Source organism: Sphingopyxis alaskensis RB2256 (assembly GCF_000013985.1).
Lineage (GTDB): Bacteria > Pseudomonadota > Alphaproteobacteria > Sphingomonadales > Sphingomonadaceae > Sphingopyxis > Sphingopyxis alaskensis.
On record NC_008048.1, the window covers coordinates 2,476,088 to 2,490,861 of the forward strand.

Here is a 14,774-nt window from a genome sequence, read left to right on the forward strand (position 1 = left end):
CCGGGGCCCAGGGCGCCCAGGAGCAGGCGTTGGCTTATCCCGCTCTGGACCCCGGCTTTCGCCGGGGTACGGCGCCTATCGCCCGCAACCTTTCAGAACTGATATGCCAAGCCGCCGCCGAACAGCCACTGGTCGGCATCGCCAACGTCGGCTACGATCGGTGAGCGGGCGAAACCTTTGCCAAGGCGGCCATATTGCGCGCCGCCGAGCAGGACGAAACCCTTGCGCAGATCGCCCGACAGCGCATAGGCGCCCGCAATCCCCAACGTATATTTGCCCGCGGTCGCCTTTTTCCCCGCTCCGTCATAGACGGGCAGCCCGCTCGCCGCGCTGTCCGCCGGGTCGATGTCGTAATAATAGCGGCCAAAGCCCTTGCCATAGAAGTTGACCGAGGCCGACACGCCGACATAGGCGCGCTTCGACAGCGGGGTGCCGTAATCGATCGTCGGTGAGGCGGCCCAGCTGCCGTGGCGGCCCGAAATATCCTTGAGCGCCACGACGCGAAAGGCGATCTGGTCATAGGCGCTGGTGATGACGCCGGTGTGCGATACTCCCGCGAAAAGCCCGGTTTCGACAGCAATCTTGCGCTTGCCGAGCGCCGCAACCTGCGGATCGTCGATCTTGCCGGTGCGGTCGCTGCGCAGGCTGATGATCGGGCCGAACTTGAAGTCGGTTTTCTGCCCGCGCCGCTGACGGATCAGGTCGACCTGGAAATTGGTGCCGCGCGTCGAGAAGGAATAACCGCTGATGCGCCCGCGCAGATAGATGGCGGGGACGAGGCGGCGGTCGTCGGCGCCATTATATTCGGGCGTGCTGAGCACGCCCGCGGCGACCGCGAAATAGTCGCGCGACCAGGTCCGTTCGGGATCGTCGTCGTCGGGCCGCGCCGCGGGCAGCAGGATATTTTCGTCGATGTCGCTGTCCTGGAGGTAGCGCGGGGCGTCGTCGAACCCATTCGCAGCGGCGATGGTCGCCTCTGCTTCGAGACCGTCAGCGGGCGACGTTTCCTCGGCGGAAGCCGGGCCGATTGCCAGCGCGGCGGCGAAAAACGAAATCAACGGGCGCATGATGGAGCGAAGGCGCGTCGGACGGGGCATGGACATGCGTTGGTCATTCCTATGATCTTGCCCCTCTTGCCAAGGGTGTAAGTAAAGCGCGCGCCATTGCAACGACTTCGTCTTGCGACGGGGCGATTTTGCTTCCATGCGTCTTTCATGCACCGCTTTGCCATCGCCGCTTTTCCAGTTCCTCGCGCCGCCATGGGCTCCCCGCACGAGCCGCGCGAATGAGCCGCGTCCCTCGCCGCGTCGGCTATGCGCTGATGGTGGCCGCAGCACTGCTCGCACTCGCGATGCGACGCGGGATGGTCGCGAGCATCGGGCCCTTCCCCGTCGCCGCGATCGCGCTGCTCGTCGCGATGATCGGGGTGATGCTGGTGTTCACCGACCTGATGGTGCGCGGGCTTTACGCGCAGGTGGACGCGGCGAAGCGGCAAGGCGACGAGGAGCGCGACGGGCCGGGCGACTGAACCCTTTTCGTTCGACACCCCATGCGCTTGGCGGTATGACGGCGCGATGACCGACCGCCCGCATACGCCGCTGCTCGACACGGTGGATGTCCCCGCCGACCTCCGCAAGCTGAAGCCCGAAGACCTCCGCCAGTTCGCCGACGAGCTGCGCGCCGAGATGATTTCCGCCGTCGGGACCACGGGCGGGCACCTGGGTTCCGGGCTCGGCGTCGTCGAGCTGACGACCGCGATCCATTATGTGTTCGACACCCCGCGCGACAAGCTGGTGTGGGACGTCGGCCACCAATGCTATCCGCACAAGATCATCACCGGGCGCCGCGACCGCATCCGTACGCTGCGCCAGGGCGGCGGCCTGTCGGGCTTCACCAAGCGCAGCGAGAGCGAATATGACCCGTTCGGCGCGGCGCACAGCTCAACCTCGATCAGCGCGGCGCTGGGTTTTGCCATCGCCAACAAGCTGAAGGACGAACCCGGCCGCGCGATCGCGGTGATCGGCGACGGGTCGATGTCGGCCGGCATGGCCTATGAGGCGATGAACAATGCGAAACAGGCGGGCAACCGGCTGATCGTCATTTTGAACGACAATGACATGTCGATCGCGCCGCCCGTCGGCGGGCTGTCGGCCTATCTCGCCAAGCTCGTGTCGTCGCGGCCATTTCTCGAGCTGCGCGAGATTGCGCGGCGCTTTGCGCGCAAGCTGCCCGAACCGCTGCACAAGGCGGCGAAAAAGACGGACGAATATGCCCGCGGCATGGCGATGGGCGGCACCTTGTTCGAGGAGCTGGGTTTTTATTATGTCGGGCCGATCGACGGGCATAATCTCGACCATCTGATCCCGATCCTGGAAAATGTCCGCGACAGCGACCATGGCCCGGTGCTGATCCACGCAGTGACCAAGAAGGGCAAGGGGTACGCCCCTGCCGAGGCCGCCGCCGACAAATATCACGGGGTGCAGAAGTTCGACGTCATCACCGGCGAACAGGCAAAGGCGCCACCGGGACCGCCCGCCTATCAGAATGTGTTCGGCGAAACACTGGCGAAGCTGGCCGAAACGGACAAGCGCATCGTCGCGATCACCGCGGCGATGCCCTCGGGCACCGGCGTTGACAAGTTCGCGAAGGTGCATCCCGACCGCAGCTTCGACGTCGGCATCGCCGAACAACATGCGGTGACCTTCGCCGCCGGATTGGCGGCGCAGGGGATGCGGCCGTTCGCGGCGATCTATTCGACCTTCCTCCAGCGCGCTTATGACCAGGTCGTGCATGATGTGGCGATCCAGAACCTGCCGGTGCGCTTCGCGATCGACCGCGCGGGGCTGGTCGGCGCCGACGGATCGACCCATGCGGGCTCGTTCGACATCACCTATCTGGCGACCTTGCCCAACATGGTGGTGATGGCGGCGGCCGACGAGGCCGAACTGGTCCACATGACCTATACCGCCGCCGAACATGACGCGGGGCCCATCGCCTTCCGCTATCCGCGCGGTAACGGCACCGGCGTGGCACTGCCTGCGGTGCCGCAGAAGCTGGAAATCGGCAAGGGGCGCGTGGTGCGCGAGGGCAAGACCGTCGCGATCCTGTCGCTGGGCACCCGGCTTGCCGAGGCACTGAAGGCCGCCGACACGCTGGAGGCGCGCGGACTGTCGACAAGCGTCATCGACCTGCGATTCGCCAAGCCGCTCGACGAGGAGCTGATCCGCCGGACGCTCGCCGCCCATGAAGTGTGCGTGACGGTCGAGGAAGGCAGCATCGGCGGGCTCGGCGCGCATGTGCTGACCCTGGCGAGCGACGAGGGACTGATCGACGCGGGGCTGAAGCTGCGCACGCTGCGCCTGCCCGATATGTTCCAGGATCAGGATAAGCCCGAGCTGCAATATGACGCCGCGGGGCTGAACGCGCCGCAGATCGTCGATACCGTGCTCAAGGCGCTGCGCCACAACAGCGCGGGGGTCGAGGAAGCGGGGGTTCGGGCCTGAGCCCTGCCGTCCCGTTCGCGTCGCGCCTCTGTCGGGCCATGATCCTGCCTTGCGCCCCGGCGCAAGCTTTGGAGAGGATCACTGCGCTTGGTTTCCTGCGCGAGGACGCGGCGAGTGCGCACCCACGGCCGTCGTCCCTGCCGGGCGACCATCGGGCATGAAAAGGGCGGCCGCAGCCGCCCGTTCCTTCAAAGCTCTGTGGCGCCTAGGCCCCCGGAATGGCCGCCTGCGCGTCGCGGCCGTCGCCTTCGGGGGCGGCGAGAATGTCGCGGACGATGAGGCCCTTGTCGACGACCTGCGTGTCGGGGCTGCCGACCTGGCTGCGGATGCCGGGGTCGGCGCGCGCGCCGTCGGCGCTGCCGATGATCTGCGCTTCGCCGGGGCTGCGCGCCGAGGGGCCGCCGAAGAGCGCGCGCAGCGTCTGTTCGGCGGTCGATTCGCCGCCGGGGCGCGCGGTGCCGGGCGCGGGCGGGGTCAGCGCGAAATCGGGCGGCACGACGAGCGGCGCCTGGCGCGACACCATCATCTCGTCGGGGCGGTCGCGGCTGAAAAGGCTGTTCGACCCGCAGGCCGACAAAGTGGTGGCGACGATCGAGGCAGCCAGGATGGCGGTGGTCCGGTTCACTAAAATACTCTCCTATGCGCCCCGTTTACGCGGTGCCCCAATTAATCGACAGACGGCTTGGCGTCTGCTTGGCCCGCCTTTTCGCCCAAGAGCAGCGCGCGCGCAACCAGCAAAAGCACGCCGATGGTGATGCACGCATCGGCGACGTTGAAGATCATGAAGGGACGGAAATCGCCGATGTGCAGGTCGGCGAAGTCGACGACATAGCCGAAACGCACCCGATCGACGATATTGCCGAGCGCGCCGCCGAGGATCAGCGCGAGCGCGATGACGTCGCCCTTCGCCTGTTCGCGCGTCATCCAGAAGGCGACCGCGGCGGCGACGATCCCGGTGACCGCGACGAGCGTCCAGCGCGTCGTGTCGGTGCAGCTCGCGAACATCGACAGCGAGATGCCGCAATTTTCGGCCCAGGTCAGGTTGAAGAAGCTGGTGAGCTCGATCTGCCCCTTGGGCTCGAGCGACAGCGGAACGGTGACGATCCATTTGGTCACCTGATCGAGAAGGAAGGCGACCGCGGCGAAAATCAGGCCGAAGCGCAGATAGGGGGAACGGGCGCTGCTCATCCCGCCCCCAATACCGTCTCGCACCGATTGCACAAGGCGCCGTCGGCGGTGACTTCGGGCAGGTGGCGCCAGCAGCGGCCGCATTTGTGGTGGGAGGTGGGGGTGACCCCGACACGGACAAAATCAACATGGTCGTGCCAAAAGGTATCACCCAATGGATCGGCGATACGCACTATTTTATCGCCAGATGTCGCTTCCACGACCTCCCACTTCTCCAATTTCACATCTTCGACAATGCAAATCTCGGCGAAATTGATCGACCGCAGAAGTTCGAGATCAGCGTCGTGGAAGCAATGAACTTCAAGCCGTGCCTCGAGACTGGATTTGACAAGCTTATCGCGACGAAGCGGCTCTATCGCGCCGGAGGCTGCCCAGCGAATCTCGCGAACGCGCGCCCACTTTTCGACCAATTCCGTGTTCCCGCGAAGGCGGGAACCCAGGGCGGGGTCAGCCGACGCGGGCACTGGATCCCCGCTTTCGCGGGGATGCAACAGGTGGTCGAGGTCAGGCCATTCCAGCAGATGTACGCTGCCCGCATCGGGATAGCGCGTCCCCCAAACCTCTTCGCTCGTGAACACCAGCACCGGCGCCGCATAGCGGACGAGCGCGTGGAACAGCACGTCGAGCACGCTGCGGTACGCGCGGCGTTTGTCGGTGCCGAGCGGCGCGGCGGGACCGAGGTCGCAGTAGAGGACGTCCTTGCGGATATCGAAATAGAAGGCCGACAGATCCTCGTTGCAGAAATCGGTCAGCAGGCGCGTGTAGCTGTTGAAGTCGAAGTCATCGACCGCGCGCGCGAGCTTGGCGTCGAGGTCGACGAGCAGCGACAGCATATAGCGTTCGAGTTCGGGCATCGCCGCGACGTCGGCGATGCGCTCCTCCTCAGTAAACCCGTCGAGCGCGCCGAGCAGGTAGCGGAAGGTGTTCCTGAGCTTGCGATACTGATCGGCGACCCCGGCGAGGATTTCCTTGCCGATGCGGTGGTCCTCGGTGAAATCGACCGAGAGCGCCCACAGACGCAGGATGTCGGCGCCATAGTCGCGCATCAGGTCGATCGGGCTGATCGTGTTGCCCAAGGACTTCGACATTTTGAGGCCCTTGGCGTCCATGGTGAAGCCGTGGGTCAGCACCGCCTTGTACGGCGCCTGGCCGCGCGTGCCGCAGGACTCCAGCAGCGACGACTGGAACCAGCCGCGATGCTGGTCGCTGCCCTCGAGATAGAGGTCGGCGCTGTGGGTGCCGCCGTCGTGGCGGACGAGCGCGGGCCATTTGCCGCTTTCGAGCACGAAGGCGTGGGTGCAGCCCGAATCGAACCAGACGTCGAGGATGTCGGTGACGCGTTCGTAGTCGGCGGCGTCGTAGTCCGGTCCAAGATATTCCTGCGCCCGCGCGTCGCTCCATGCGTCGACGCCGCTCTCGCGCACCGCCGCGACGATGCGGTCGTTGACTTGCGGATCGTTCAGATACTGTCCGGTCTTGCGGTTCACGAACAGCGTGATCGGCACGCCCCATGCTCTTTGACGCGACAGCACCCAGTCGGGGCGGTCCTTGACCATGCTGCCGATGCGGTTGCGGCCCTTTTCGGGGACGAAGCGCGTGGCGTCGATCGCGGCCATGGCGAGGGTGCGCAGCGTGTCCCCCTCTCCCTCCGGGAGAGGGTCGGGGTGAGGGTGGCCCGCGGTCAGGGCGTCGCCCTCACCCTTCCGCGCCTGCGGCGCTCCCTCCCTCTCCCGCAGGGAGAGGGGTTTATCCATCGGCACGAACCATTGCGGGGTGCAGCGATAGATGACCTTCGCCTTCGAGCGCCAGCTGTGCGGATAGCTGTGCTTGTAGTCGGCGCTGGCCGCGAGCAGCCCGCCGGCTTCGCGCAGGTCGGTGCAGATCGGGCCGTCGGGGGCGTTGAATTTCGGATTGATGACGCTGCCCTGACCGCCAAGCCAGCCCCAGTCCTCGCGATATTTGCCATCGCCCTCGACCGCGAACACGGGGTCGATGCCGTTCGCCTTGCACAGGTCGAAGTCATCCTCGCCATGGTCGGGCGACATATGGACGAGCCCGGTGCCACTGTCGGTGGTGACGAAATCGCCGGGCAGGAAGGGGCGCGGGCGCGCGAAGAAGCCTCCGAGCGCGTGCATCGGGTGGCGGGCGGTCGCGCCAGCCAAGGCCTTCCCAAGAAAGTCTAGGCCGCCGTTTACCTCATGCCAGCGACGTTCATGCCCGCCGAAGGTCCGCGTACGAAACTCGTAGTCAAGATCAGCAGCGACAACATATTTGCGTCCGGGCACCCATGCTTTGCCAGCCATCCAAGGCTGGTCACCCCAATCTGCTTCATCCCACTCATCGCAGCTATGAAGGATATATTTGATGTCGGGACCATAAGCGATCGCCTGGTTGACCGGGATCGTCCACGGAGTCGTCGTCCAGATCACCGCATAGGCGCCGACTAGCTCAGGAGCATTTGGCGCCTCGACAATCTCGAACGCCACATCGATCTGCGTCGAGACGATATCCTCATATTCGATCTCGGCTTCGGCGAGCGCGGTCTTTTCGACCGGCGACCACATCACCGGCTTGGCGCCGCGATAAAGCATGTCGTTCGCGGCGAATTTGAGCAGCTCGCGGACGATGGTGGCTTCGGCCTCATAATCCATCGTGAGGTACGGATGATCCCAGTCGCCGCCGATGCCGAGGCGTTTGAGCTGTTCGCGCTGGGTGTCGACCCAATGCTGTGCATAGGCGCGGCATTCGGCGCGGAACTCCTCGACCGGAACCTCGTCCTTGTTGAGCTTTTTCTTGCGATACTGCTCCTCGACCTTCCACTCGATCGGCAGGCCGTGGCAGTCCCAGCCGGGAACATAGGGCGCGTCCTTGCCCTTCAGCGTCTGGGTGCGGACGACCATGTCCTTGAGGATATGGTTGAGCGCATGGCCGATGTGCATGTCGCCATTGGCGTAGGGCGGGCCGTCGTGGAGGATGAACTGCTCGCGGCCCTTGCGGGCTTCGCGAATCTGGCCTTCCAGATTGCCCTCGAGCCATTTCGCCAGAATCAGCGGCTCCTTCTGTGGCAGGCCCGCCTTCATCGGAAAGTCGGTCTTGGGCAGGAAGACGGTGTCGCGATAGTCGCGTTGCTCGGTGGCGGGCGTGTCGGTCATGGTGGCGGCGCTTAGCGCAGATTTGTGCGGGAGCAAACCTCCGGATCACCCTCAAACCCCGTTCGCATCGAGCGAAGTCGAGATGCCTATCGGCCGGGTGCGGCTGCGGGGTGTCTCGACTTCGCTCGACACGAACGGATTTACAGGTGGCCCAACAACGCCTTCGCCGCCTCGCAATCCGCCGCGATCTGCGCCATCAACGCATCCATGCTGTCGAACTTCGCCTCGGCCCGGATGAAGGCATGGAAGGCGACGTCGATTTCCCGCCCATAGAGGTCTTCGGAAAAGTCGAAGAAATGCGGTTCGAGCAGTTCCTTGGGCGGATCGAAACTCGGGCGGATGCCAAGGTTCGCGGCGCCCTTCAGCACGCGCCCGTCGGGCAGCTTTCCGGTGACGGCATAGATGCCGTAGCGCGGGCGGAGGTAATTGCCCATGTCGATGTTGGCGGTCGGAAAGCCCAAGAGGCGGCCATTCTTGTCGCCATGCTGGACCACGCCGCGCACGGTGAAGGGGCGCGTGAGCAGGCGTGCTGCGGTCGCGCAGTCGCCCGCCTGCAACGCCTCGCGGATGCGGCTCGACGAGATGACCTCGTCGGCATCGTCGACCGGCGCGACCATTTCGGTGAAGAAGCCGAGGCGGCGGGCGTGGTCGGCGAGCGTCACGACATTGCCGCTGCGGCCCTTGCCGAACACAAAGTCGGCGCCGGTGACGACCCCCGCGGCGCCGTAGCGGTCGAGAAGGAGTCCGGTGATGAACTCCTCGGCACTCGTCGCGGCGAGCGCAGCATCGAAGGGCAGAACGAGCATCGCGTCGGCGCCTGCGGCGGCGAACAGCTCCTGCCTTTGGTCGAGCGTGGTGAGGCGGAAGGGCGGGACGTCGGGTTTGAAGAAGCGCACCGGATGCGGGTCGAAGGTCGCGACGATCGCCGGGCGGCCCTCGTCCTTCGCATGGCGCACCGCGCGGCCGACGACCGCCTGGTGACCGGCGTGGAAGCCGTCGAAATTGCCGAGCGCGATGACGCCGCCGCGCAGCGGCGCTTCGATGCGCGCGTGGCCGTCGAGGCGGATCATGGCGCCGGCGGCGTGAGGGGCACCAGCCCCGCTTTCAGCACGCGGATCGCATTGCCGCCCATCGCGGCGCGGATTTCGTCGTCGGAAAAGCCCGCGTCGATCAGCGCCTGCGTCACCTGCACCAGCTGCGCGGTGTCGAAGCGCACGGTGGTGGCGCCGTCATAATCGCTGCCGAGCGCGACATGATTTATGCCGACGAGGTCGCGGACGTGCTTCATCGCGCGCGCGATGCTCGCGGGCGAGGTGTCGCACACCGCGGCGTCCCAGTAACCGATGCCGACGAGGCCGCCGGTTGCGGCGACGCCGCGAATCTGCGCGTCCGACAGGTTGCGGTTGACCTTGCACGTTGCCTGCACCCCGCCGTGGCTGGACACGACGGGGCGGCGCGCCATTTTCAATATGTCGGCGACGCAGGCCTCGCTGCAATGCGCGATGTCGACGATCATGCCCTTCGCCTCCATCGCGGTCACGACCTGCCGCCCCAGCGGGGTGAGCCCGCCTTTCTTGAGCCCGTGCATCGAGCCTGCGAGTTCATTGTCGAAGAAATGGGTGAGCCCCGCCATGCGGAAGCCCGCGGCGTAGAGCTTGTCCAGATTGGCAATGTCGCCTTCGAGATTGTGCAGCCCCTCGACGCTGAGCAGCGCGCCGGTGGTGAGCGGCTTGCCGCGCCGCGCGGCGAGCAGCGCGTCGAGGTCGGCGGTGGTCGCGACGGGTTTCAGCGTGCCGTTCGACGCCGCGGCCGCGCGGTGCAGCTTTTCGGCGTGCCAGAGCGAGCGTTCGAGCAGCGAGGTCCACGTCCGCACCGGCTGGAGCTGCGCGATCACGAGGCCGGTGATATTGTCGCTGTCGGCGCCGTTCGCGTGGTAATTCTGCCCCTTGGGCGATTTGGTCGTGCTCGCGAGCACCTGCAGCGCGACATGGCCGTCCTTCAGCCGCGGCAGGTCCATATGGCCGCGCTCGGCGCGATCCAGGAAATCGCGGCTCCACAACAGGCTGTCGCTGTGCAGATCGACGATCGTGAGCGTCTGGTGCAGCGCCTCTGCGCGCGCCGTCACCTGCGGCAGCGGCTTGCCGTCGATCCGGTTGAGGTCGCGCTCGATCATCCCCGGCGCGAGCGTGAAAAAGGCGAGCGCGGCCAGCGCGACGACGATCAAAAGGGCGATCAACCAGCGGCGCATCCTCTTCTCCTTTAGAGCAAAGGCCGGAATAAAATATCGCCGTCATTGCGAGCGAAGCGAAGCAATCCACAGCGGTTGACGCGCGCTCTGGATTGCCGCGTCGCTTCGCTTCTCGCAACGACGATGCTGTTTGGTGCCATTTGACTAGCCATTCCGTCGCGCGAGCGTGACAAAGCTGTAGGCCGGGCGCCCCGCCTCGCCCGCTCGATGGTCGACCCGCGCGACCTCGCGCCAGAGCGCCGGATCGGGATAGTCGATCACCGCATCGCCAGCGGGTTCGAGGCCCACCTCGGTCAGTTCGATGCGGTCGGCGAGCGGCAGGAACAGCGCATAGATTTCGGCGCCGCCGATCACCATCACATGCGGCGCATTGGCGCGTTTCAGCGCTTCCTCGACGCTTGCGACGGGTTCGGCGCCTTCCTCCTGCCAGTCGGCATCGCGCGTGAGGACGATGTGGCGGCGGCCTTCGAGCACCGCGGGCAGGCTGTCGAAGGTCTTGCGCCCCATGATCATCGGGCGGCCCATGGTGAGCTGTTTGAACCGGCGGAGGTCAGCGGGCAGGTGCCACGGCATCCGGCCCTTCGCGCCGATCACGCCATTGGCCGCGCGCGCCAGGATCAGCGTGATTTCGGGGTGGTTCATGCCGGTGTGTTTCCCACCCCAAAGCCGACCCACGTGACATGGCCCAGCTTGCGGCCGTCGCGCACCGCCGCCTTGCCATAATGATGCACATGCGCGGCGTCGTCGGCGAGCAGCGCGGGGACGGTGGCAATCTCTGCACCGATCAGGTTGCGCATCGTGACCGGTAGCGCCGTGGTCGCCGTGCTGCCGAGCGGCAGCCCGGCGACGGCGCGGATATGATTCTCGAACTGGCTCGTCACGGCACCCTCGATCGTCCAGTGGCCGCTGTTGTGGACGCGCGGCGCCATTTCGTTGAACACCGGGCCGTCGGCGGTGGCGAAAAACTCGCCGGTGAGCACCCCGACATAGTCGAGTTCGGCAGCGATCCGCGCCATCAGCCCGCGCGCCTCCTCCTGCTGACCCAGCACCTCGCGCGGCGGCGGCAGGCTGGAACTGGCAAGGATGCCATTCGCATGGACATTGACCGGGCTGTCCCAGAAGCGCACCTCGCCGTCGATCCCGCGCACGAGAATCGCCGAAAACTCGTGCGTAAAGGTCACGAAACCTTCGAGCACCGCGGCGTGGCGGTCGATGGCGTCCCACGCCGCGTCGGCGTCGGCCGCCGTCGCAAGCCGCGCCTGCCCCTTGCCGTCATAGCCCATACGCACCGTTTTCAGGATCGCGGGCGCGCCGACTTCGCCCAGCGCCGTGTCGAGCGCCGGGCGGTCGGGCACCGCGGCAAAGGGCGCCGGACGGCCGCCGAGTCCCACGACAAATCGCTTTTCGGCGAGCCGGTCCTGCGCGATCTCCAGCGCCGCGGCGCCGGGGCGCACCGCGACATGCCCCGACAGGAAGCGCACCGTGTCGACGGGGACATTTTCAAACTCGAAGGTGACAACGTCGCACGCCGCGGCAAAGGCCGCGAGGCGCGGGTCGTCGTCCCAGGCCGCCCGCGTGTGGTGCGCGGCGACATCGGCGGCGACGCTTTCGCGGTCGGGGGCATAGATGTGGACGCGGTAACCAAGCTGCGCCGCCGCCTGGCCAAGCATCCGCCCGAGCTGGCCGCCGCCGAGGATGCCGATCGTCGAACCGGGAGACAGCAAGCGCTCAGCCCTCACGAACAGGGGCAGGTGCGACGCTGTCGGCCTGTCTGGCCCGCCACGCATCGAGTTTTTGCGCCAGATCGGGGTCTGCGTTCGCGAGCAGCGCCACAGCGAAAAGGCCCGCGTTGGTCGCCCCCGCCTTGCCGATCGCAAAGGTGGCGACGGGAACGCCGCCGGGCATCTGGACGATCGAATAGAGGCTGTCGACGCCCGACAGCGCCGCCGACTGCACGGGCACCCCCAGCACGGGTACGCGCGTCATCGCTGCGACCATGCCCGGCAGGTGCGCGGCGCCGCCCGCGCCCGCGATGATCGCCTTCAGCCCGCGGTCCGCCGCGCCCTTGGCATAGGCGACGAGGCGGTCGGGGGTGCGGTGCGCGGACACGATCCGGACCTCGCACGCGATGCCGAATTCTTCAAGGATCTGAACCGAATGCGCCATCGTCGGCCAGTCCGACTGGCTGCCCATGATGACGCCCACGCTCACCTCGGCCTGCGGCGCGCTGTCGCCCATCCCGATCCCTCCTTGTGCGGGCGGCCGGTCCGTCGATGAATCGCCGCCGCCCTCCCCCTAGCGGCAAGGTTGCGCGCGGGCAACGCCGCCGGTTTCGCAAACCCTGCCGCCGCGTTTACCGATTGGTATCAAGTCGCGGCTAGGGTTGGGCCCATCATATCCGTCGGCATCCCGCCGGTGGACGTCAGGGCGCGCCGGGGACAAGGCATGGACAGCGTAGGGGGGGCACGGATCGCGGTAGACCAGTTTGCCGCCGTTTCCGTCGACTCCATCGAGGATCAGTTGCGCGAATTGCGCCGCGAACGCGATGCCTTGCGCCGCGAGAATCGTGTGCTGAAGATCGCGGTTGCCGAACTCGAGCGCGTGTCCGAACGCGACACGCTGACCCCCCTGTTCAACCGTCGCTATTTCCTGACCGCGATCCATCACCGCATGGCGCGCTTCGAACGCCACTCCGAACGCGCCGCGGTCGTGTTCGTCGACGTCAACCAGCTCAAATATGTCAACGACACATTTGGCCACGCCGCGGGCGATTTTGCGCTGATGGAAATTGCCAAACGCCTCGCCGCGTCGATCCGCGCCACCGACGTGGCGGCGCGCATCGGCGGCGACGAGTTCGGGCTGATCCTCGACCAGTCGACCGAGGAGGGCGCGCGCGCGCAGGTCGAACGGCTGCGCGGCATACTGACCGCCGCGCCCGCGCAGTATGACGGACACGAGATCGCGCTTTCGGCCTGCTTCGGCGTCGCGATGCTGCAAACGGGCATGACCGAATCGGACATATTGGCCGCCGCCGACCGCGACATGTACAAAAGCAAGCAAAGGCAGGACGTGCCCGTGGGACACCGCTAACGCCGCCTTAACCAAATTGGCGCATCGTCACGTCCTCAGCAGGGGGATGGACGATGCAGACCCAGACCGACCCATATCTCGACATGCAGAACCGGATCAGCGGACAGATCGGCGCGCTGGCCGAAGCCGTGCCGCACTGCGCGCTCGCGCAGCTCGTGCAGCGCATCGACGACATCCGCTGCCTCGCGCGCGATCATGGTTTCGCCGCGGTCGAAACGCTGGCGAGCCGACTCGAATCGGCGGTCGCGCGGGGTGATTACCGCGCCGCGATCCTGACCTATCTCGACGCGATGAGCGACGCGGTTCAGGCGCCGCGCGGGCCGATGCCCGCCGCAATGCACGAAGCCTGGCTGGCGTCGGTCGCGACGCGGCTCGGCCATTGACGCCGACGCCCTGACACCGCAGATCGCGCGGCCATGGACGCAATCATGTTCGCGCTGGTGGCGGTGCTGCTCGCCAATGCCGACGGGCGCAGCGGGATCGCGCTCGCACAGCTTCTCGCCGCACGACGCGACCGGCGCGTCACCGTCGGCATCGCGTTCGGCGCCTTCCTTGCCAATGCGCTCGTCGCCGCGCTCGCCGGGGCGATCGCCAACCGGATGATCGGACCGGGGATTGCGGCGCTGTTCGTCGCGCTGGCGCTGCTGTCGGGAGCCGCCGCGCTGTTGTGGCCGATGAAGGCCGAGACCGCCGGGCGGCTCGCTAATGCCTCGACCGCCGAACTCGCCGTGCAGATGCTCGCGCGGCAGTTTGGCGACCGCAGCCATTTCCTGATCGGCGCGCTCGCGGCGACGAGCGGCGCGGGGCAATGGGCCGCGGCGGGGGGGCTCGTCGGCTGGACGCTCGCGATGTTTCCTTTCCTCGCCTTCGGACCCGCGCTCGCCGACCGGCGCGCGGCGCGGCTGACCCGCTGGACGGCGGCGGCGATCCTCGCGCTGTGGAGCATCCGCACCGCGCTCGGAGCGTTCGGATTGATCGGATAGAGCCACGAAGATTTCGGGTTTCATCGTTTTTGTCGATGAAACCCAGCCAAAGCTTCGATGGGAAAATGTCATCCGCCATCCCTATATGCGCCGGGTAACAGAAAGGATTCTCCCATGTCCGACAAGAACACACCCGCCGTCGCCGATGCGCTCAACGCGCTGCTCGCCGACAGCTTTGCGCTCTATCTCAAGACCAAAAATTACCACTGGCACGTCCAGGGGCCGCGCTTTCGCGAGCTGCACCTGCTGTTCGACGAACAGGCGGCGCAGATTTTCGCGACGACCGATCTGATCGCCGAGCGCGTGCGCAAGAATGGCGCGGCGACGCTGCGGTCGATCGGCGACATCGGCCGCCGCGCGTCGATCCGCGACGATGATGCGGGCGGCGTCGACGCCGATACGATGATCCGCAACCTCGCCGAGGACAACAAGTTGCTGCTCGCCCAGCTCAGGGACGTCAAAAGCGCTGCCGAGGCCGATGGCGACATCGCCACGAGCGGGCTGGTCGACGGCTGGGCCGACGAGACGCAGCAGCGCATCTGGTTCCTCGAAGCGACGCTGGGTTACTGATCGCGCTGCCCGCGCGGCCGGTTGCGGCGGCTCCATGATC

The 14,774-nt window shown here is 66.5% G+C and carries 15 protein-coding genes; 6 read left to right on the forward strand and 9 right to left on the reverse strand.

The features are described from left to right. Positions 1-92: 92 nt before the first annotated feature. The gene (locus SALA_RS11995; protein ID WP_011542636.1) at positions 93-1,103 is read right to left on the reverse strand and encodes a MipA/OmpV family protein; all 1,011 of its coding nucleotides are present in this window, start codon (positions 1,101-1,103) and stop codon (positions 93-95) included. Between the two features lie 182 nt (positions 1,104-1,285). On the opposite strand from SALA_RS11995, the gene SALA_RS12000 reads away from it, so the two are divergent. Next, positions 1,286-1,528, forward strand: a complete 243-nt coding sequence (locus tag SALA_RS12000) for a hypothetical protein (RefSeq protein WP_041383308.1) — start codon at positions 1,286-1,288, stop codon at positions 1,526-1,528. Between the two features lie 46 nt (positions 1,529-1,574). Continuing rightward, complete coding sequence (dxs, locus tag SALA_RS12005; protein ID WP_011542638.1) at positions 1,575-3,503, forward strand: 1-deoxy-D-xylulose-5-phosphate synthase; 1,929 nt, start codon at positions 1,575-1,577, stop codon at positions 3,501-3,503. A 205-nt stretch (positions 3,504-3,708) separates the two neighbouring features. Here dxs and SALA_RS12010 read toward each other — a convergent pair whose 3' ends face one another. The 8 genes from SALA_RS12010 to purE all read right to left on the reverse strand — a co-directional run bounded on the left by SALA_RS12010 (position 3,709) and on the right by purE (position 12,329). Beyond that, positions 3,709-4,128 (reverse strand): DUF3035 domain-containing protein, encoded by a 420-nt coding sequence (locus SALA_RS12010; RefSeq protein ID WP_011542639.1) that lies wholly within the window; start codon positions 4,126-4,128, stop codon positions 3,709-3,711. Between the two features lie 41 nt (positions 4,129-4,169). Next, on the reverse strand, positions 4,170-4,691 hold the full coding sequence (gene lspA / locus SALA_RS12015) for a signal peptidase II (RefSeq protein WP_011542640.1): 522 nt from the start codon (positions 4,689-4,691) through the stop codon (positions 4,170-4,172). Next, positions 4,688-7,843, reverse strand: coding sequence for an isoleucine--tRNA ligase (gene ileS / locus SALA_RS12020; RefSeq protein WP_041383310.1), 3,156 nt, complete (start codon positions 7,841-7,843; stop codon positions 4,688-4,690). The genes lspA and ileS overlap by 4 nt, the downstream gene beginning before the upstream one ends. Before the next feature lie 140 nt (positions 7,844-7,983). After that, positions 7,984-8,913: a bifunctional riboflavin kinase/FAD synthetase gene (locus SALA_RS12025; RefSeq protein ID WP_011542642.1), complete on the reverse strand. Its 930-nt coding sequence runs from the start codon at positions 8,911-8,913 to the stop codon at positions 7,984-7,986. Further along, positions 8,910-10,091 (reverse strand): dipeptidase, encoded by a 1,182-nt coding sequence (locus SALA_RS12030; protein ID WP_011542643.1) that lies wholly within the window; start codon positions 10,089-10,091, stop codon positions 8,910-8,912. Before SALA_RS12030 ends, SALA_RS12025 begins: the two co-directional genes overlap by 4 nt. Before the next feature lie 144 nt (positions 10,092-10,235). Continuing rightward, positions 10,236-10,733, reverse strand: a complete 498-nt coding sequence (locus tag SALA_RS12035) for a dihydrofolate reductase (RefSeq protein WP_011542644.1) — start codon at positions 10,731-10,733, stop codon at positions 10,236-10,238. After that, positions 10,730-11,815 carry a 5-(carboxyamino)imidazole ribonucleotide synthase gene (locus tag SALA_RS12040; protein ID WP_011542645.1) on the reverse strand — a complete coding sequence of 362 codons (1,086 nt, stop codon included), beginning with the start codon at positions 11,813-11,815 and terminating at the stop codon, positions 10,730-10,732. The genes SALA_RS12035 and SALA_RS12040 overlap by 4 nt, the downstream gene beginning before the upstream one ends. Positions 11,816-11,819: 4 nt before the next feature. Further along, entirely contained in the window at positions 11,820-12,329 is a 510-nt protein-coding gene (gene purE, locus SALA_RS12045) for a 5-(carboxyamino)imidazole ribonucleotide mutase (RefSeq protein ID WP_011542646.1), read from the reverse strand. 207 nt (positions 12,330-12,536) lie between these two features. Here purE and SALA_RS12050 point away from each other — a divergent pair, with 207 nt between their 5' ends. The 4 genes from SALA_RS12050 to SALA_RS12065 all read left to right on the forward strand — a co-directional run bounded on the left by SALA_RS12050 (position 12,537) and on the right by SALA_RS12065 (position 14,734). Continuing rightward, positions 12,537-13,181 carry a GGDEF domain-containing protein gene (locus SALA_RS12050; protein ID WP_011542647.1) on the forward strand — a complete coding sequence of 215 codons (645 nt, stop codon included), beginning with the start codon at positions 12,537-12,539 and terminating at the stop codon, positions 13,179-13,181. A gap of 53 nt (positions 13,182-13,234) precedes the next feature. Next, a complete protein-coding gene (locus tag SALA_RS12055; protein ID WP_011542648.1) occupies positions 13,235-13,564 on the forward strand; it encodes a hypothetical protein in 330 nt (109 codons plus the stop codon). A gap of 33 nt (positions 13,565-13,597) precedes the next feature. Further along, positions 13,598-14,164, forward strand: coding sequence for a hypothetical protein (locus SALA_RS12060; RefSeq protein WP_011542649.1), 567 nt, complete (start codon positions 13,598-13,600; stop codon positions 14,162-14,164). Positions 14,165-14,278: 114 nt separating this feature from the next. Beyond that, on the forward strand, positions 14,279-14,734 hold the full coding sequence (locus SALA_RS12065) for a Dps family protein (RefSeq protein WP_011542650.1): 456 nt from the start codon (positions 14,279-14,281) through the stop codon (positions 14,732-14,734). Positions 14,735-14,774 lie beyond the last annotated feature (40 nt).